General features: G+C 73.9%; 22 protein-coding genes. 3 read left to right on the top strand and 19 right to left on the bottom strand.

Annotated features, from left to right (window positions below; genetic code table 11):
* Nucleotides 1–103: 103 nt before the first annotated feature.
* From P3T27_RS04345 to P3T27_RS04420, 16 genes are all read right to left on the bottom strand, one after another.
* Nucleotides 104–832, bottom strand: a complete 729-nt coding sequence (locus tag P3T27_RS04345; protein ID WP_280674810.1) for a VIT1/CCC1 transporter family protein — start codon at nt 830–832, stop codon at nt 104–106.
* Nucleotides 833–987: 155 nt separating this feature from the next.
* The gene (gene lgt / locus P3T27_RS04350) at nt 988–2,049 is read right to left on the bottom strand and encodes a prolipoprotein diacylglyceryl transferase (protein WP_280674369.1); all 1,062 of its coding nucleotides are present in this window, start codon (nt 2,047–2,049) and stop codon (nt 988–990) included.
* 141 nt (nt 2,050–2,190) lie between these two features.
* Nucleotides 2,191–3,054, bottom strand: coding sequence for a thioredoxin domain-containing protein (locus P3T27_RS04355; RefSeq protein ID WP_280674370.1), 864 nt, complete (start codon nt 3,052–3,054; stop codon nt 2,191–2,193).
* Nucleotides 3,055–3,121: 67 nt separating this feature from the next.
* On the bottom strand, nt 3,122–3,640 hold the full coding sequence (locus P3T27_RS04360; protein ID WP_280674371.1) for a MauE/DoxX family redox-associated membrane protein: 519 nt from the start codon (nt 3,638–3,640) through the stop codon (nt 3,122–3,124).
* A 138-nt stretch (nt 3,641–3,778) separates the two neighbouring features.
* The gene (locus P3T27_RS04365) at nt 3,779–4,024 is read right to left on the bottom strand and encodes a hypothetical protein (RefSeq protein WP_280674372.1); all 246 of its coding nucleotides are present in this window, start codon (nt 4,022–4,024) and stop codon (nt 3,779–3,781) included.
* A gap of 214 nt (nt 4,025–4,238) precedes the next feature.
* Nucleotides 4,239–5,066, bottom strand: coding sequence for a tryptophan synthase subunit alpha (gene trpA / locus P3T27_RS04370; RefSeq protein WP_280674373.1), 828 nt, complete (start codon nt 5,064–5,066; stop codon nt 4,239–4,241).
* Nucleotides 5,067–5,068: 2 nt separating this feature from the next.
* Nucleotides 5,069–6,340 (bottom strand): tryptophan synthase subunit beta, encoded by a 1,272-nt coding sequence (gene trpB, locus P3T27_RS04375; protein ID WP_280674374.1) that lies wholly within the window; start codon nt 6,338–6,340, stop codon nt 5,069–5,071.
* Between the two features lie 48 nt (nt 6,341–6,388).
* Entirely contained in the window at nt 6,389–6,538 is a 150-nt protein-coding gene (locus tag P3T27_RS04380; protein WP_167745855.1) for a hypothetical protein, read from the bottom strand.
* Nucleotides 6,539–6,547: 9 nt separating this feature from the next.
* Nucleotides 6,548–7,354 (bottom strand): indole-3-glycerol phosphate synthase TrpC, encoded by an 807-nt coding sequence (gene trpC / locus P3T27_RS04385; protein WP_280674375.1) that lies wholly within the window; start codon nt 7,352–7,354, stop codon nt 6,548–6,550.
* A 336-nt stretch (nt 7,355–7,690) separates the two neighbouring features.
* Complete coding sequence (locus tag P3T27_RS04390) at nt 7,691–8,134, bottom strand: DUF2752 domain-containing protein (RefSeq protein WP_280674376.1); 444 nt, start codon at nt 8,132–8,134, stop codon at nt 7,691–7,693.
* Nucleotides 8,135–8,222: 88 nt separating this feature from the next.
* Nucleotides 8,223–8,477 (bottom strand): HGxxPAAW family protein, encoded by a 255-nt coding sequence (locus tag P3T27_RS04395; RefSeq protein ID WP_280674377.1) that lies wholly within the window; start codon nt 8,475–8,477, stop codon nt 8,223–8,225.
* A gap of 194 nt (nt 8,478–8,671) precedes the next feature.
* Entirely contained in the window at nt 8,672–9,274 is a 603-nt protein-coding gene (locus P3T27_RS04400; protein ID WP_280674378.1) for a TIGR02234 family membrane protein, read from the bottom strand.
* Complete coding sequence (locus P3T27_RS04405; protein WP_280674379.1) at nt 9,271–9,795, bottom strand: Uma2 family endonuclease; 525 nt, start codon at nt 9,793–9,795, stop codon at nt 9,271–9,273. The genes P3T27_RS04400 and P3T27_RS04405 overlap by 4 nt, the downstream gene beginning before the upstream one ends.
* 27 nt (nt 9,796–9,822) lie before the next feature.
* On the bottom strand, nt 9,823–11,346 hold the full coding sequence (locus tag P3T27_RS04410; RefSeq protein WP_280674380.1) for an anthranilate synthase component I: 1,524 nt from the start codon (nt 11,344–11,346) through the stop codon (nt 9,823–9,825).
* Between the two features lie 34 nt (nt 11,347–11,380).
* Nucleotides 11,381–11,752 (bottom strand): phosphoribosyl-AMP cyclohydrolase, encoded by a 372-nt coding sequence (hisI, locus tag P3T27_RS04415; RefSeq protein ID WP_063347172.1) that lies wholly within the window; start codon nt 11,750–11,752, stop codon nt 11,381–11,383.
* Between the two features lie 53 nt (nt 11,753–11,805).
* The gene (locus P3T27_RS04420; RefSeq protein ID WP_280674381.1) at nt 11,806–12,261 is read right to left on the bottom strand and encodes a hypothetical protein; all 456 of its coding nucleotides are present in this window, start codon (nt 12,259–12,261) and stop codon (nt 11,806–11,808) included.
* A 127-nt stretch (nt 12,262–12,388) separates the two neighbouring features.
* On the opposite strand from P3T27_RS04420, the gene P3T27_RS04425 reads away from it, so the two are divergent.
* The 3 genes from P3T27_RS04425 to P3T27_RS04435 all read left to right on the top strand — a co-directional run bounded on the left by P3T27_RS04425 (nt 12,389) and on the right by P3T27_RS04435 (nt 14,575).
* Entirely contained in the window at nt 12,389–12,964 is a 576-nt protein-coding gene (locus P3T27_RS04425) for a hypothetical protein (RefSeq protein WP_280674382.1), read from the top strand.
* 30 nt (nt 12,965–12,994) lie between these two features.
* On the top strand, nt 12,995–13,642 hold the full coding sequence (locus tag P3T27_RS04430; protein WP_280674383.1) for a TIGR03085 family metal-binding protein: 648 nt from the start codon (nt 12,995–12,997) through the stop codon (nt 13,640–13,642).
* Between the two features lie 147 nt (nt 13,643–13,789).
* Complete coding sequence (locus P3T27_RS04435) at nt 13,790–14,575, top strand: VOC family protein (RefSeq protein ID WP_280674384.1); 786 nt, start codon at nt 13,790–13,792, stop codon at nt 14,573–14,575.
* 57 nt (nt 14,576–14,632) lie between these two features.
* Here P3T27_RS04435 and hisF read toward each other — a convergent pair whose 3' ends face one another.
* Genes hisF through priA form a run of 3 tightly spaced genes read right to left on the bottom strand, consistent with a single transcriptional unit; the run spans nt 14,633 to nt 16,550 of the window.
* Nucleotides 14,633–15,403: an imidazole glycerol phosphate synthase subunit HisF gene (hisF, locus tag P3T27_RS04440; RefSeq protein WP_280674385.1), complete on the bottom strand. Its 771-nt coding sequence runs from the start codon at nt 15,401–15,403 to the stop codon at nt 14,633–14,635.
* On the bottom strand, nt 15,400–15,831 hold the full coding sequence (locus P3T27_RS04445) for a RidA family protein (RefSeq protein WP_280674386.1): 432 nt from the start codon (nt 15,829–15,831) through the stop codon (nt 15,400–15,402). The genes hisF and P3T27_RS04445 overlap by 4 nt, the downstream gene beginning before the upstream one ends.
* Nucleotides 15,828–16,550, bottom strand: coding sequence for a bifunctional 1-(5-phosphoribosyl)-5-((5-phosphoribosylamino)methylideneamino)imidazole-4-carboxamide isomerase/phosphoribosylanthranilate isomerase PriA (priA, locus tag P3T27_RS04450; protein WP_280674387.1), 723 nt, complete (start codon nt 16,548–16,550; stop codon nt 15,828–15,830). Before priA ends, P3T27_RS04445 begins: the two co-directional genes overlap by 4 nt.
* Between the last annotated feature and the right edge of the window lie 5 nt (nt 16,551–16,555).

Genomic DNA, 16,555 nt, shown 5'->3' on the forward strand with positions numbered 1-16,555 from the left:
TAGGCCAGGCGGTACGCGACGCCTGTGTGTGGAACGTCACCCACTGCCCGGCATAGTCATGCAGTCCCCCGGGTCATCACGCACGCCCGGCCGAAGGCCCGCCTCAGCCGACGTGCCCGCCGATCAGCCACCCCAGCAGGTAGGTCACCCCGGCCGCCGCCCCGCCCAGCACCAGCTGCCGCAGCCCGCTGAACCACCAGCTGCGCGCCGTCACCCGGGCCACCACTGCGCCGCACAGGAACAGCCCCACCACCGACAGCAGCAGCGCCGGCAGCAGCGAGGTCGCCCCCAGCAGGTACGGCAGCAACGGCAGCAACGCGCCCACCGCGAAGCAGATGAAGGAGGACCCGGCGGCCACCCACGGCGACGGCAGGTCGTTGGGGTCGATGCCCAGCTCCTCCCGGGCGTGGATCTCCAGGGCCTGGTCCGGGTTGGCCGACAGCTGCCGGGCCACCTCGTGGGCGAGCCCCGGCTCCACCCCGCGGGAGATGTACAGCTGCGCCAGCTCGGCCAGCTCGCCGTGCGGGTTGCGGCTCAGCTCCAGCCGCTCGGCCTCGATCTCGGCCTGCACCAGTTCGGCCTGCGAGGCCACCGAGGTGTACTCCCCCGCCGCCATCGAGCAGGCCCCGGCCACCAGCCCGGCGAGCCCGGTCAGCACCACCGTGGCGCTGGACGCCGAGCCGCCGACCACGCCGGTCATCAGCGCGAAGTTGGAGACCAGGCCGTCCATCGCCCCGAACACGGCGGGCCGCAGCCAGCCACCGTTCACGTCCCGGTGGTGTCCCGCGGCGGGTATGCGGGGGTGGTGCCCGGCCTCGGGCTCCAAGGTGATCGCGCTCACGGCAGTTCCCCTCCGTTCGATTCGTCTTTCCTCGAACGTAGACCGTCTGACCTGGGCATTTCCAGCAAAGTAAGGCTGTCCGAACAGCGCGGCGGCCGCCCTCCGCGAGCATCGCGGGGGCGGCCGGAACGGAGGGAACTCCCAGGTCAGGTCAGGTTCTTGGCGTCCTCGCCGGTCGTCTCGGCGGCTCCGGCGGCGGCCGGAGCGTCCACCTTTTCGTCCGCGGGCTGAGACGACTTCCCGCTCTTCGAGTCCTTCTCGTCCACCCGGACCTTCTCGTCCGCCGTGGCCCTGCCGTCCACCGTGGCCTTCTCGTCCGCCGCGGCCTTCCCGTCCACCGGAGCCTCCGCGGCCCCGTCGCCGGACGCCTGCTCGGCGTGCGCGGCCGGGTCGATGCTCGCCGGGTCCTCCCGGCCGGGCCGCGTCCGACCGACGATCACCAGGTAGGCCACGGCGGCCAGGAACACCACCCCGGCCGTCCAGTCGTTCAGCCGGATGCCCAGGAAGTGGTGCGCCTCGTCGATCCGCAGCCACTCGGTCCAGGCCCGGCCCACCGTGTACGCGGCCACGTACAGCGCGAAGGCCCGGCCGTGCCCCAGCTTGAAGCGGCGGTCCGCCCAGATCACCAGCAGCGCGACCCCGACGCACCACAGCGACTCGTACAGGAAGGTCGGGTGGTAGACGCCCGTGACGACCTCGCCGCTCGGCAGCGTCTTGTCGATCTCCAGGCCCCACGGCAGCGTCGTCGGCCGGCCGTACAGCTCCTGGTTGAAGTAGTTGCCCCAACGGCCCATCGCCTGTGCGAGCGCGATGCCCGGCGCGATGGCGTCGGCGTAGGCGGGCAGCGGCACACCCCGGCGGCGGGCGCCGATCCAGGCACCGACCGCGCCGAGCGCGATCGCGCCCCAGATGCCGAGGCCGCCCTCCCAGATCTTGAGGGCGTTCCAGGGGTTCCTGCCGTCCCCGAAGTACAGCTGGTGGTCGGTGATGACGTGGTACAGCCGACCGCCGACCAGGCCGAAGGGCACGGCCCAGACGGCGATGTCGCCGACCGTGTGCTTGGCACCACCCCGGGCGACCCAGCGCTTGCTGCCGAGCCAGACGGCCACGACGACACCGAGGATGATGCAGAAGGCGTAGGCGCGCAGCGGGATCGGTCCGAGGTACAGGACGCCCCGCGACGGGCTGGGAATGTAGGCGATATCCATGGCGGTTCCGACGCTACAGGGTCGGCGGGCCCCGTCGGGCACGCCTGGGGTCACAGAAACCGAACAACGGGTCCCGGATAGCGCCGCCGTCCCCTCCGGACGGGGCAGGGACGGCGGCGGTCATCCGGCAGCGTACGCGGCTCAACCGGCCGTCGGCGACGGGTTGTTGGCCTCCGAGGCGGTGCTGGTGGGCGCCGGGGCCTGCCCGTTGGAGCCCGTGGTGCCCAGCTGCTTGCCCTGGTTGGCGGCGTCGACCCACTTCACCAGGTTGGCCGGGGTGATCTCCTCGCTGCCGTTCTTGGGGTAGATCGGCTGGCCGTTGAGCAGCACCGTCGGGGTGGACTTGTAGCTGGACTTGTCGAAGTCCTGCTGCACCGAGGACACCCATCCGCCGTACTTGCCGTCGTTGACGCAGGACTCGAAGGCGGGCGTGTCGAGGCCGTTGACCTGCTTGGCGAGGTTGAGCAGGACGGCCTTGTTGCCGAAGGCGTCGTTGGTCTCCTCCGGCTGGTTGCGGTACAGCACGTCGTGGAAGTCCCGGAAGTGCCCGGCGTCCTGGGCGCAGGCCAGCGCGTTGGCACCGATCTTGGAGCCCTTGCCCGGGACGGCCCGGTCGATGAACGACACGATGTGGTAGTTGGTGTAGACCTTGCCGGCGTCCTCCAGCTGGTCGATGGTCGAGGAGAACTCCCGCTCGAAGATGCCGCAGGCCGGGCAGCGCGGGTCCTCGTAGACGGTGAGGACGGCCGGGGCGTTGGCCGAGCCGGTCGGGATGACCAGGTTCTTGTCGCCGATCGTCCCGGCCGGGGCGGCGACCGGCGTCTCCGGCTTGGAGCGCTCGTTCTGCACCACGACACCGGTGACCACGGCGGCGGCGATCACCACGAGCACCGCGCCGCCCACGAGCAGCTTCTTCCTGCGCCGGGACGAGGCCTCGTCGGCCGCCCGCTGCTCCAGCATCCGCTCGCGGGCGGTGCGCTTTCCTTCTCGGTTCTTCTCGCTCATTGCCTTGACATCCACAATCGGGGAGGGCCTTCGTGGGGTGGGGTGGGGGTACGGCGGGGCCGGCCGGTCAGCTCGCCAGCCAGCCGTCCACCGAGAACCTGGTGCGGGGCCGCCACAGCAGCCACCCGGCCAGCAGCAGGAACCCGGTGTCGCGCAGGATCTCCTGCAGGTACTCGGTCTGCGAGGCGTCGACGTGCCCGCCGCCGCCGAAGCAGCCGCAGTCGATCGTGATGCCGCGCGCCCAGGCGGAGGCGATTCCGGCGATGAAGGTGAGCAGCAGCAGCGCGGAGACGCCGGCGACGAGCCGGACTCCGAGGCCGATCACCAGCAGCAGGGCGAGCGCCAGCTCCAGGAAGGGCAGGGCGTAGCCGATCGGCTTGACCAGGCCCTCGGGCAGGATCTCGTAGGCGCGGACGGCCTGGGCGGCCTCCGCCGGGTCGGCGATCTTGGCCAGGCCGGCCCAGCCCCAGACCACCGCGAGGCCGAGCCGGACGGCGGTGCCCAGCCACTGGCTCCAGACCGGCACCGGCCGCCGGGCCGACGGCGTGGGCACCGGGTCACCGGGCTGCACTGCCGGGCCGGCCATCAGGGAACCCCCCTCGGGAAACTCGTTCACTTCCTGATGAACCGTAAGGGATGAAGGGCGGTTCCTCCATATTCAGGAATTACGCCGGATGGGTGACGCCTGATGAGGATGTGTCCGAATTCGGCGAACGCACGTTCGTCAGCGGCAGCCGGGCGGGCGCGCCGGGTCGAACAGGTCGGCCCGCCCTTCGCGGTGCGAGCGGGCGGCCCGCACGACGGCGTCCCAGCGGGCCGCCTCGGCACAGGCGTACGCGTCCCGCTCGGCCCGCTCGGCGCCGCGCTTGGCCAGCGCCTGCCCCACCTCGGGGTGTGCCCCGACGGCGGCGCCGAGCGCCAGTGCGGCGGCGGCCGCCCGCAGCAGAACGGCCCGCTGGAGACCCGGCACCGGCTCACCCCTTCGCTCGCTCGGCAACCCTCGTACACGTCGTTCGTGCACTCGTCCCTCCACTCAACGCCCGTCAACCCCGCCTGATGCGTGTCCCCGCCGCTGTTCACCCGTTCGGGGCCGCGACACACCCGCGCCCGGCGTCGTCGGGCGCGGACACGGCGAACGGCCCGCCACCCCCGGGGGGCGACGGGCCGTCAGGTCGTACGGGTCGTCAGCGCCGGCGGACGCCCGCCGCCAGGTCACCGGCGAGGGCGCGCACCGCGTCCAGCGCGGCCGCCTCGTCGTCGCCGGCCTCCAGGATCCGCTTCACGAACGCGGAGCCCACGATCACGCCGTCCGCGAAGCCCGCCACCTCGGCGGCCTGCTCGGCGGTGGAGACCCCGAGGCCGACGCAGACCGGCAGGTCGGTGGTGGCCCGGGTACGGGCGACCAGGTCCTCGGCGAGCGAGCCGACCTGGTTGCGGGTGCCGGTCACGCCCATCACGGCGGCCGCGTAGACGAAGCCGCTGCCGGCGGCGGTGACCTCGGCCAGCCGCGGGTCCTTGCTGCTGGGGGCGACCACGAACACGGTGTCCAGCCCGTGCTCGTCCGCCGCCTTGCGCCACTCCTCGGACTCCTCCACCGGCAGGTCCGGCAGGATGCAGCCGGCGCCGCCCGCGGCGGCGAGGTCGGCGGCGAAGCGCGCGGTGCCGTAGCGGTCGACCGGGTTCCAGTACGTCATCACCAGCACCGCCGCCTCGGGGTGCGCGGTGGCGACCTCCTGGACGGTGCGCAGCACGTCCTTGATCCGCACGCCGCCGCGCAGCGCGATGTCGTCGGCGGTCTGGATGACGGCGCCGTCCAGCACCGGGTCGGAGTGCGGCAGGCCGACCTCGACGACGTCGCAGCCGCCCTCGATCAGCGCGTTGATCGCGCGGATGCCGCCGTCGACGGTCGGGAAGCCACCCGGCAGGTAGCCGATCAGCGCGGCGCGGTTCTCGGCCTTGGCGGCCGCCAGGATGCCGCTGAGCTTGCTGGCCTCATTGGGCTTGTTGGCCATGATCACTTACCCCCGTGGGCCGCGTCGTGGGCCGAACCGCCGGCCGGATCGTCGTACAGGCCGAAGTACTCGGCCGCGGTGTGCATGTCCTTGTCGCCGCGCCCGGAGAGCGAGACCAGGATGGTGGCCTCGGGCCCGAGTTCGCGGCCCAGCTCCAGGGCGCCGGCCAGCGCGTGGGCGCTCTCGATCGCCGGGATGATGCCCTCGGTGCGGGACAGCAGCCGCAGCGCCTGCATGGCGGCGTCGTCGGTGACGGGGCGGTACTCGGCCCGGCCGGTGTCCTTCAGCCAGGCGTGCTCCGGGCCGACGCCCGGGTAGTCGAGGCCGGCCGAGATGGAGTGCGACTCGATGGTCTGGCCGTCCTCGTCCTGCAGGACGTAGGTGCGCGAGCCGTGCAGCACGCCGGGGTCGCCCTTGGTGAGGGTGGCGGCGTGCTTGGGGGTGTCGGCGCCCTCGCCGGCGGCCTCGCAGCCGATCAGGCGCACGCCGGCGTCCGGGATGAACTCGTGGAAGATGCCCATCGCGTTGGAGCCGCCGCCGACGCAGGCGACGACGGCGTCGGGCAGCCGCCCGGTGCGGTCGAGCACCTGCTGGCGGGCCTCGACGCCGATCACCCGGTGGAAGTCGCGGACCATCATCGGGAAGGGGTGCGGGCCGGCCACGGTGCCGAACAGGTAGTGGGTGGAGTCCACGTTGGCGACCCAGTCGCGGAACGCCTCGTTGATGGCGTCCTTGAGGGTGCGGCTGCCGGACTTCACGGACACCACCTCGGCGCCGAGCATCCGCATCCGGGCGACGTTCAGCGCCTGGCGCTGGGTGTCGACCTCGCCCATGTAGATGGTGCAGTCGAAGCCGAACAGGGCGCAGGCGGTGGCGGTGGCCACGCCGTGCTGACCGGCGCCGGTCTCGGCGATGATCCGGGTCTTGCCCATCCGCCGGGTGAGCAGGGCCTGGCCCAGCACGTTGTTGATCTTGTGTGAGCCGGTGTGGTTGAGGTCCTCGCGCTTGAGCAGGACGCGCGCGCCGCCCGCCTCGGCGGAGAAGCGGTGCACGTCGGTCAGCGGGCTCGGGCGGCCGGTGTAGTCCTTGAGCAGCGCGTCGAGCTCGGCGGTGAAGGCCGGGTCGGCCTTGGCCTTCTCGTACTCCTCGGCGACCTGCTCGACGGCGGCGACCAGCGCCTCGGGGATGAAGCGGCCGCCGTACGCGCCGAAGTAGCCGCGGGCGTCCGGCACCTGGGCACCGGGGAGGTAGTCCTTCGCGGACTTGTCGGACATGGTGGAGTCCTTAGGGGAGATGACGACAGTGACGTCTCGTGGCCGGGATCAGCCGGACGTGCGCCGCCATCGGCGGCCCGGTACCTGCCCGGGCTCGCAGCCGATCACGTACCGCACCCGCCGCCCCAGCACCCGGCGGGCGGGCGCGCGGCAGCCGCGCGGGCGGCAACCGGGGGCGAGGCGGGTGGCGATCTTCATGTCGGCGGGTCAGTCCTTGTGCCGGACGGCGGGGTGGGCCCCGGCCGCGACCAGGTCGGCGACCGCGGCGCGCGGGTCCTTGCCGGTCACCAGGGACTCGCCGACCAGGACGGCGTCGGCACCGAGGTTGGCGTAGGAGATCACGTCCAGCGGGCCGCGCACGCCGGACTCGGCGACCTTGACGATGCCGTCCGGGATGGCGTGGACGACGTTGCCGAAGGTGTTGCGGTCCACCTCAAGGGTCTTGAGGTTGCGGGCGTTGACACCGATGATCCGCGCCCCGGCGTCCACCGCGCGCTTGATCTCCTCCTCGTCGTGCACCTCGACCAGCGGGGTGAGGCCGATCGACTCGGCGCGCTCGATCAGCGACACCAGGGCCGGCTGGTCGAGGGCGGCGACGATCAGCAGCGCGAGGTCGGCGCCGTGCGCGCGGGCCTCCCACAGCTGGTAGGCGGTGACGATGAAGTCCTTGCGCAGCAGCGGGGTGTCCACCGCCGCGCGGACGGCGTCCAGGTCGGCGAGTGATCCGCCGAAACGGCGCTGCTCGGTCAGCACGCTGATCGCGGCGGCACCGCCGGCCGCGTAGTCGCTCGCCAGGGCGGCCGGATCGGCGATCGAGGCCAGCGCGCCCTTGGACGGGCTGGAGCGCTTCACCTCGCAGATCACCCGGACCCCGTCGCCCTTGAGGGCGGCGACACCGTCCTTGGCCTCGCGGGCCTTGGCGGCGCGCTCCTTGAGCTCGTCCAGGGTGACCCGGGCCTGCCGTTCGGCGAGGTCCTCCCGGACCCCGTCGATGATCGTGTCGAGCACACTCATGCGCACACCTCGCTTCGCTCAGCAGGCGCTGCGCGCAACACGCACCTGTCAATGGTTCGCTCGCTCACGCGAAGTGCCCCCAAGATTTCTGCTCGTTCGCCGGCGACGAGCCGTCCGGGCGGTGGCCCGGCGGCTCTTCGATGGTATCGGCACCAGGGGGCGCGGGGCGCATCCGCCCGGTGTGCGTCTCGCGTGCCGGACGCCCCCCGGGGCCGCTCCCAGCTGCGGTTTCACCGGTTCTCCGGCGGTCGCCGAGCCCGGGTGCGGGGCAAGTGGACCGATGTACGGACCGCGGTGTGGACCGGTGCGCGGGCCGCTACCCGCAAGGGCTCGGGATCAAACCAGCGGGGGCGCCAGTCCCGCCCCGACCGGCAGGTTGCGCACCACCGTGAACACCAGGACCAGCAGGGCGATCAGCACCCAGCGCCGGGCGCCGAGCGCAGGCCTGGGCCGCGGCCCGCCGCCGAGCAGCGCGGCCCAGCCCCAGCGCAGCCAGAACAGCGCCAGCACGGCGAACAGCAGGACGGCCGCGGCGTTGTCGTGCAGCGCGCCGGTGAAGTCCCCGTGGGTCAGCGCGTGGACGCAGCGCAGCCCCCCGCAGCCGGGGCACCACCAGCCGGTGGCGGTCAGGAAGGGGCAGTCGGGGTAGTGCCCGGGGGCGTTCGGGTCCACCACGGCGAGGTAGGCGGTGGGGACGGCCGCCGCGGCCAGCGCGGCCAGCGGCGGGCCCAGCCGGCGCAGTACGGGCGGCGGGGCGGTGGCGGTGGAGGCGGCGTTCACGCCCCGATTCTGCCCGCGCGGAGCCCCGGACAGACCGAAACGGCGGGCGCGGCGCGCCCGCCGTTTCGCGGTCCGGAGGAGTCCGTCGTCAGGCGGTGACGGCGACGCGGGCCTCGGCCTGCTCCTCGACCGACGCGTACACGTTGGTGCTCGGCTGCTTGCCCATGCCCGCCATCGACATGGCCTTGCCGATCACACCGCCGGCCAGGACGACCGCCAGGCCTGCCCAGACCAGCAGCACCGACGGAAGGATCATCGCGACCCCCGCGATCCCGAAACCGATGAAGGTGATGGTCACACCGGTCCAGGCGGCGGGGTTGTGACCGTGTGCTGCTGCTGACATCTGCTGGTGCTCCTAGCCTCTCGGGGCCCGGCCGGGCCTGCGGGGCCGCCGGCGGGTTGACGGGTTCCATTGTGCCGGGCCACACACCCGCCTCCCAAAGCGGGTGCCCCGTCTATCGCGTCACACGTGGCGGGCCCGTCGCGTCGCACGCCGCGGGTCGCCACGGCCCGCCCGGCCCCGTCCCCGGAGCCGGCTCAGACCGCGGTCGGGTCCTCGCCCCGGTCCAGCGCCTTCCACAGGTCGGCCGGGGTCCCGGTCGTCGCGGGGGCCTTGCGGGTGGGCGCCTCGTAGCGGCTGCCCATGGCCGGCCAGCCCCGGCCGTAGCGGAGGGTGAGCAGCCCGGCGACGGCCAGCAGCAGCCCACCGGCCAGCGCCACCCAGGGCCAGCCGGTGTGGCCGACCTCGGTGGCCGCCGACCCGGACAGCGCCAGCTTGCGGGCCGCCTCGGCGTCCAGCGCGGCGGTGTCCCCGGCGCCCGCGGCCGAGGCGACGGCCGCGCCGAGGCCCGCCAGCAGGGTCAGCGCGCCGACCGCGAGCCGGCCGGCGCCGCGCACCGCGAACACCGCGACGGCCGCCGCGAGCCCCACCAGGGCCAGCCCGCCCGGTACTTCGGAGATCTTGCCGCCGGTGACGGAAACCGCCAGGGTGCCGGCCCGGCCCTCGGCCCAGACCCGGCCCACGGCGGTCAGCACCAGGACGGCGCTCAGCACGGTCAGCAGGAGCATCACGCCGAGCGTCCGGCGGCCCGCCGCGGGGGCCGACGGGGCGGGTACGGGGGTCTGGTCAGGTGTGCTCACCCGTCCACTATCCCCCGCCCGGCGTCCGGCCCCGCACCCGGGGTGGGCGGCCCGGCCGGGAACTCCTCCGTCCGCAGCACCAGCGTCCGCTCGCCGAGCGGCAGGAACAGGTCGTTGCCGAACGGCACCCGTTCCGCCTCCCGGTACGCCCCGTCGGCGGACGGCGCGGTGTGCACGAGGCAGACCGCCGCCGCCGGGTCGACCATCACGTACAGCGGGATCCCGCTGAGCGCGTACGCCCGCGCCGTCTCGGCGAGGTGCGGCCGCGCCACCTCCAGGACCGCCTCGACATCACTCCCGGCGTACCGGCCCCGGCCGTCGGGCTCCACCCCCGGCGCGGTCACCGCCAGGTCGGGGGCGAGGCCGCCGGGCGCGGCCGGGGTGACGACCACGGCGCCGGACAGCACCCGGCCGCGGCCCGCCAGTTGGTCCCTGATCTGGGCGGCGGCGGCCAGCACGGTCTCCCGCCGCGGCCCGTCCTGCGGCATCCCCGGCATCCCGGCCGCCTTCCGTTCCGACACGTACCGGCATGTACCGGCACGTTCCGGTTACGACAGTTCCGGCGTCCGCAGCGTATTGGCGGTGGCGACGGCGCGCAGCACGGCGGCCGCCTTGTTACGGCACTCGGTGTCCTCCCCGTGCGGGTCGGAGTCGGCGACCACGCCCGCGCCGGCCTGCACGTAGGCGGTGCCGTCGCGCAGCACGGCGGTGCGGATCGCGATCGCGGTGTCGGAGTCCCCGGCGAAGTCCAGGTAGCCCACGCAGCCGCCGTACAGGCCGCGGCGGGTGGGCTCCAGCTCCTCGATGATCCGCATCGCGCGGGGCTTGGGCGCGCCGGACAGCGTGCCGGCCGGGAAGCAGGCGGTCAGCACGTCGAAGGCGGTCCGCCCGGGCGCCACCCGGCCGGTGACGGTGGAGACGATGTGCATCACGTGGCTGTAGCGCTCGATGTGCATGAAGTCGACCACCTCCACGCTGCCCGGCTCGCAGACCCGGCCGAGGTCGTTGCGGCCGAGGTCGACCAGCATCAGGTGCTCGGCCCGCTCCTTGGGGTCGGCGAGCAGCTCGGCGGCCAGCGCCGCGTCCTCGTGCGGGGTGGCGCCGCGGTGCCGGGTGCCGGCGATCGGGTGCAGCATCGCCTCGCCGCCGGTGACCTTGACCAGCGCCTCCGGGCTGGAGCCGACCACGTCGAAGCCGCCCTCGGCGGTGCCGTCCGGCCCGGGGAAGCGGAACAGGTACATGTACGGGCTGGGGTTGGTGGTGCGCAGGACGCGGTAGACGTCCAGCGCGGAGGCCGGGCAGGGGGCCTCGAAGCGCTGCGAGGGAACGACCTGGAAGGCCTCGCCGGCCCGGATCCGCTCCTTGATGTCCTCCACCGCGGCCCGGTACGGCGCGCCGCCGAACGGGGAGCGGACCTCGCCCGGGCCGGCCGGGGTGAAGGTGGCCAGGCCCGGGTCGACCGGCTTGAGCAGGTCGGCCTCCATGGCGTCCAGCCGGGCCACCGCGTCCGCGTAGGCCTCGTCCGCGCCGCTGGCCAGGTCGTTGTGGTTGACGGCGTTGGCGATCAGCAGCACGGTGCCGTCGACGTGGTCGAGCACGGCGAGGTCGGTGGCGAGCAGCATGGTCAGCTCGGGGAGCCGGAGGTCGTCCGGGTTGAGGTCGGGCAGCTTCTCCAGCCGGCGGACGACGTCGTAGCCCAGGTAGCCGACCAGACCGCCGGTCAGCGGCGGCAGGCCGTCGTCGGTGCGGCGCGGGGTGTGCAGCGCCTCCAGCGCGGCGCGCAGCACCTGCAGCGGGTCCCCGGTGGTGGGGATGCCGACCGGCGGGGTGCCGAGCCAGCGGGCGGCGCCGTCCGGGCCGGCGGTGAGGACGGCGGCGCTGCGGACGCCGACGAAGGAGTAGCGCGACCAGCTGCGGCCCTGCTCGGCGGACTCCAGCAGGAAGGTGCCGGGCCGCTCCTCGGCGAGGCTGCGGTAGAGGCCGATCGGGGTGAGACCGTCCGCGAGGAGCCTGCGGGTGACCGGGATGACCCGGGTGTCGACGGCGAGCTTGCGGAAGGTTTCGAGATCCATGGCGAGCGGCACCTTCTGGAGTTCGGGGGGAGGGTCAGGCGAGCGGGAGCACGTCGGCGTCGAAGCAGGTGCGGTCGCCGGTGTGGCAGGCGGCACCGGTCTGGTCGACCTTCACCAGCAGGGTGTCGCCGTCGCAGTCCAGCGCCACCGACTTGACCGCCTGGGCGTGACCGGAGGTGTCGCCCTTCACCCAGTACTCACGGCGGCTGCGGCTCCAGTAGGTGCAGCGGCCGGTGGTGAGCGTGCGGTGCAGCGCCTCGTCGTCCATCCAGCCGAGCATCAGCACCTCGCCGGTGTCGTACTGCTGCGCGATGGCCGGGAGCAGGCCGTCCTCGGTGCGCTTGAGGCGGGCGGCGATCTCGGGGGCCAGGGCGGTGGTGCCGGGGGTGGCGGGTGTGGTGGACATGGGGCCATTGTGTCAGCCCGGTCGGCGGCCCCTCGCGACCTGGCCGGGGGTGGTCAGTCGGTGCGCGCGCAGCCGGACGGCCAGATCCGGTGGACGAACAGCCCGGCCGCCTGGGCCAGTGCGGCGACCCGGGCGGGCTCGCTGCCCGGCTCGCCGTCCCAGACCGCGATCAGCTCGTCGACCATGCCGACCAGGGCCCGTCCGGTGTCGTCGCCGAGGCCGCCGCGCTCGACGGCGGCCAGCCGGTGGACGGCGCGGGCCTCGCCCAGCAACCGCAGCCGGGCCGCGCTCGCGCTCCCGACGCCGCTCGCGGGGACGACGATCTCCAGCTTGCCGCCGTGCTCCAGGACGGACCGGGCGAACCAGCTCTCCGGCCCCTCCCCGGCGCAGCTGACGCCGACCAGCTCGTACGGCCCGAAGGTGGTGACCAGCCGCCAGAGCTCCCCGCGGACCAGCATCTCGGTGATGCCGCCCGACAGGTCCTGGTGACCGGTGATTCCGACGCGCATTCCCAACTCCCGGGATTCGTGCCGTGCCGCCGGGGAGCCTAGCCGACCGGGCCCGGACCCCGCGGCGGCAGTACGATTTCGGCCAACCGCCTGCCGGGCGGGCCCCGCGTGGGCCATCCTCGTGGCCATGACCTCCGCGCAGCAGCCGCCCGCAGCCGCCGACTCCCGCCCGTCCCGGGGCCTGGTCCTCACCGTCGCGGCGGTACTCGCCGTGCTGCTCGCCGTGGTGGCCACCGTCCTGCTCTGGCCGGAGGACCGGAAGCCCGCGGCCGCGCCACCCCCGCCCACCCCCACGGCCACCCCGACCCCGACGCCCACCCCCACGCCGACGCCCACCCCGACCAAGGCCCCGCCGTACGCCTTCTTCCCGGTCGGCGCCTGCTTCGACCACCCGCAGCTCAGCCCGGTGATCACCAAGGCCGAGGAGCGCCCCTGCACCGGCGGGCACGACGGCCAGGTGATCGCCGACCTGAAACTGGCCGACGGCCTGACCGGCGAGATCCCGATCTCGCTCGCGATGCGGGAGGGCTGCAAGGAGGCCGAGGCCGCCGCCAAGGCCCGGCAGAACGACGGGAAGACGTACTACGGCCGCCAGTTCGGCCCCGCGCTGGCCAACTACCAGCAGGGCTGGCGGGACTACACCTGCACCCTGACGGCCAGCAACAGGCAGGGCGGCCCCAAGCTCACCGGCGACCTGCACTGACCGCGGTTCGCCACGTCCTAAGGTGGCGCCATGTCGAACCACGCCCTCGCCGAACGCCACCGCCTCGCCGAACTCCTGGCCGCCGCCGGGCCGGACGCCCCCACCCTCTGCGCCGGGTGGACCACCCGGGACCTCGCCGCCCACCTGGTGATCCGGGAACGCCGCCCCGACGCGGCGGCCGGCATCCGGGTCGGTGCCCTCGCCGACTGGACCCACCGGGTGCAGTCGGCGTACGCCGAGCGCCCGTACGAGGAACTGCTGAAGCTCTTCCGGTCCGGCCCGCCGGTGTTCTCGCTGTTCGCCCTGCCCGGCGCGGACGAGGCCGCGAACACCGTCGAGTACTACGTGCACGCCGAGGACGTCCTGCGGGCCGCCGACGGCTGGACGCCCTCCCCGGTGCCCGCCGGCCGCGCCGAAGCCCTGTGGCGCCGACTGCCGCTGCTGGCCCGCCTGGAAGCCGGCCGCCGCTCCCCCGTCCGCCTGGTCCTGCGCCGCCCCGACGGCCAGTCCCTGACCATCGGCCCCGCCGGCTCCCCCACCGTCCAGCTCACCGGCGAACCGGGCGAACTGCTCCTCTTCACCTACGGCCGCGGCGCCCACACCACCCTCACCGTCGACGGCGCCCCCGACGCCCTCGAAGCCCTGCGCCACGTCCTGCCCCTGCCACCACAGCAGTAGGGCGGCCGACCCCCACGCGTCTCCCGACCCTGCCCCGGCTGCGGATGTCAGTGGGCGGGTGCAGACTCGCAGAGGGCCGGGGAGGGGGCGCGTGCGCGCCCGATGGGCCCGTCCTGGTCACGTCTTCCGTCGAAGGGGCACCACCTCATGCTCACCACCGACTTTCCCACCGGCGCGCCCTGCTGGATCGACCTCGGCAGCCCGGACATCCCCGCCACGGCCGAGTTCTACCGCAAGGTGTTCGGCTGGACGTTCCAGTCCGCCGGCCCGGAGGCGGGCGGCTACGGCTTCTTCCAGCTGAACGGCCGGACGGTCGGCGCCGTCGGCCCCCTCGACGAGGGCGACCAGCCCACCTGGACGACGTACTTCCGCACGGCCGACGTGGCCGCCACCGCGGAGGCCGCCGAGCAGGCCGGCGGCTCGGTCCTGGTGCCGCCGATGGACGTCATGGGCGAGGGGTGGTTCGCCCAGTTCGCCGACCCGCAGGGCGCCCGGTTCGCGGTCTGGCAGGCCGGTAAGACCACCGGCCTGGACGTGGTGTCGGAGGACGGCGCCCTGGTCTGGGCCGAGCTGCACACCGCGGACCCGGCCGCCGGGTTCGGCTTCTACCAGGCGCTGTTCGGCTGGCGGGTGGAGAACTTCGAGCCGGCCCCGGGCATGGCCTACCGGGTGATCTCGACCGCCGAGGGCGACCAGCAGGCCACCGGTTTCGGCGGCATCGCCCCGACCATGCAGCCGGGCCAGCCCTCCGCCTGGACGCCGTACTTCGCCGCCGACGACGTGGACGCGGTGATCGCGAAGGCGACGGCGGCCGGCGGCTCGGTGCTGATGCCCGCCGAGAGCGTGCCCAACGTCGGCCGGCTGGCCTGGCTGGCGGATCCGCACGGCACGCCGTTCGCGCTGATCAAGGGCGAGCCCCGCGAGCAGTCCTGAGCACGCGCGAGGGCCCGCTGCGCACCGGCGCAGCGGGCCCGCAAGCCGTACGGACGGTCACCGCACCGGGTGCCCGGCCTCCCGCAGCGCGTTCTTGACCTCGCCGATCCGCAGGTCCCCGAAGTGGAAGACGCTCGCGGCGAGCACCGCGTCCGCGCCCGCCTCGACGGCCGGAGCGAAGTCGGCGAGCTTGCCGGCGCCGCCGGAGGCGATCACCGGCACGGAGACGGCCTTGCGCACGGCCCGGATCATCTCCAGGTCGTAGCCGTCCTTGGTGCCGTCGGCGTCCATCGAGTTGAGCAGGATCTCGCCCGCGCCCAACTCGGCCGCGCGGCCCGCCCATTCGACGGCGTCGAGGCCGGTGCCGCGGCGCCCGCCGTGGGTGGTGACCTCGTAGCCCGACTCGGTCTCCGTACCGGGAGGGCAGCGCCGGGCGTCGACCGAGAGCACCAGCACCTGCCGGCCGAAGCGCTGGGCGATCTCGCGGACCAGCTCGGGGCGGGCGATGGCCGCGGTGTTGACGCCGACCTTGTCGGCGCCGGCCCGCAGCAGCTTGTCGACGTCCTCGACGGCGCGGATGCCGCCGCCGACGGTGAGCGGGATGAAGACCTGCTCGGCGGTGCGGCGGACCACGTCGTAGGTGGTCTCCCGGTCCCCGGCGGAGGCGGTGATGTCGAGGAAGGTCAACTCGTCGGCGCCCTCGGCGTCGTAGAGCTTGGCCATCTCGACCGGGTCGCCGGCGTCGCGCAGGTTCTGGAAGTTGACGCCCTTCACCACCCGCCCGGCGTCGACGTCCAGGCAGGGGATGACACGTACTGCGAGGGTCACGGCTGTTTGCCTTCCAGGGTCTTTGCCAGCCCGGCACGATAGGCGTCGAGCTCGACCTCGACCATCATCCGGGAGTCGATCAGCCCCTCGACCACCACCATGGTGGTCACCGGGCGGGCGGCGTCGAAGAGTTGGAGGTGGGCGCGGCCCACCTCGTCGGCGTCGCGGACGTGGGTGATGTACATCCGGGTGCGGATCACGTCCTCCGCCGTCAGACCGTACGCGGCGAGGGCGCTGAGCCCGACGCCGAACGCGGCGAGGGTCTGCCGGTAGGGGTCGCCCTCGTGCTCGATCCGGCCGTCCACCCATGCGGTGGAGCCGCCCACGTGCACGTGGTCGCCCACGGCGACCGCCCGCGAGAAGCCGAACTGGTCCTCCCAGGGGGAGAATCCGCCGACCCTGCCGCGTACGATCCGACGTTCCGTCATCCTGAAACCGCCTCCAGGGCCTCTTCGAGGGTGAACTTCTGCTCGTAGAGTGCCTTGCCCACGATGGCGCCCTCGACACCCTCGCCGACCAGACCGGCGATGGCGCGCAGGTCGTCGAGCGAGGAGACGCCGCCGGAGGCGACGACCGGGCGGTCGGTGGCGGCGCAGACGTCGCGCAGCAGCTGGAGGTTGGGGCCGGTCAGGGTGCCGTCCCGGTTGACGTCGGTGACGACGTAGCGGGCGCAGCCCTCCCGGTCGAGCCGCTCCAGCACGTCGAAGAGCTGGCCGCCGTCGCGGGTCCAGCCGCGGCCGCGCAGGGTGGTGCCGACGACGTCCAGGCCGACGGCGATCTTGTCGCCGTGCTCGGCGATGGCCTTGGCGACCCACTCGGGGGCCTCCAGCGCGGCGGTGCCGAGGTTGACCCGGGTGCAGCCGGTGGCGAGCGCGTTGGCGAGCGACTCGTCGTCGCGGATGCCGCCGGACAGCTCGACCTTGATGTCGAGGCGGCCGGTGACCTCGCGCAGCAGCTCGTAGTTGGTGCCGGTGCCGAAGGCGGCGTCGAGGTCCACCAGGTGCAGCCACTCGGCGCCGGCGTTCTGCCAGGCGAGGGCGGCGGCCAGCGGCTCGCCGAAGGAGGTCTCGGTGCCGGAGGCGCCCTTGACCAGGCGGACGGCCTGGCCGTCCCGGACGTCGACGGCGGGAAGCAGTTCGAGGCTCATAGTCT

The organism is Kitasatospora sp. MAA19 (assembly GCF_029894125.1).
In the GTDB taxonomy this organism is placed as follows: Bacteria; Actinomycetota; Actinomycetes; order Streptomycetales; family Streptomycetaceae; genus Kitasatospora.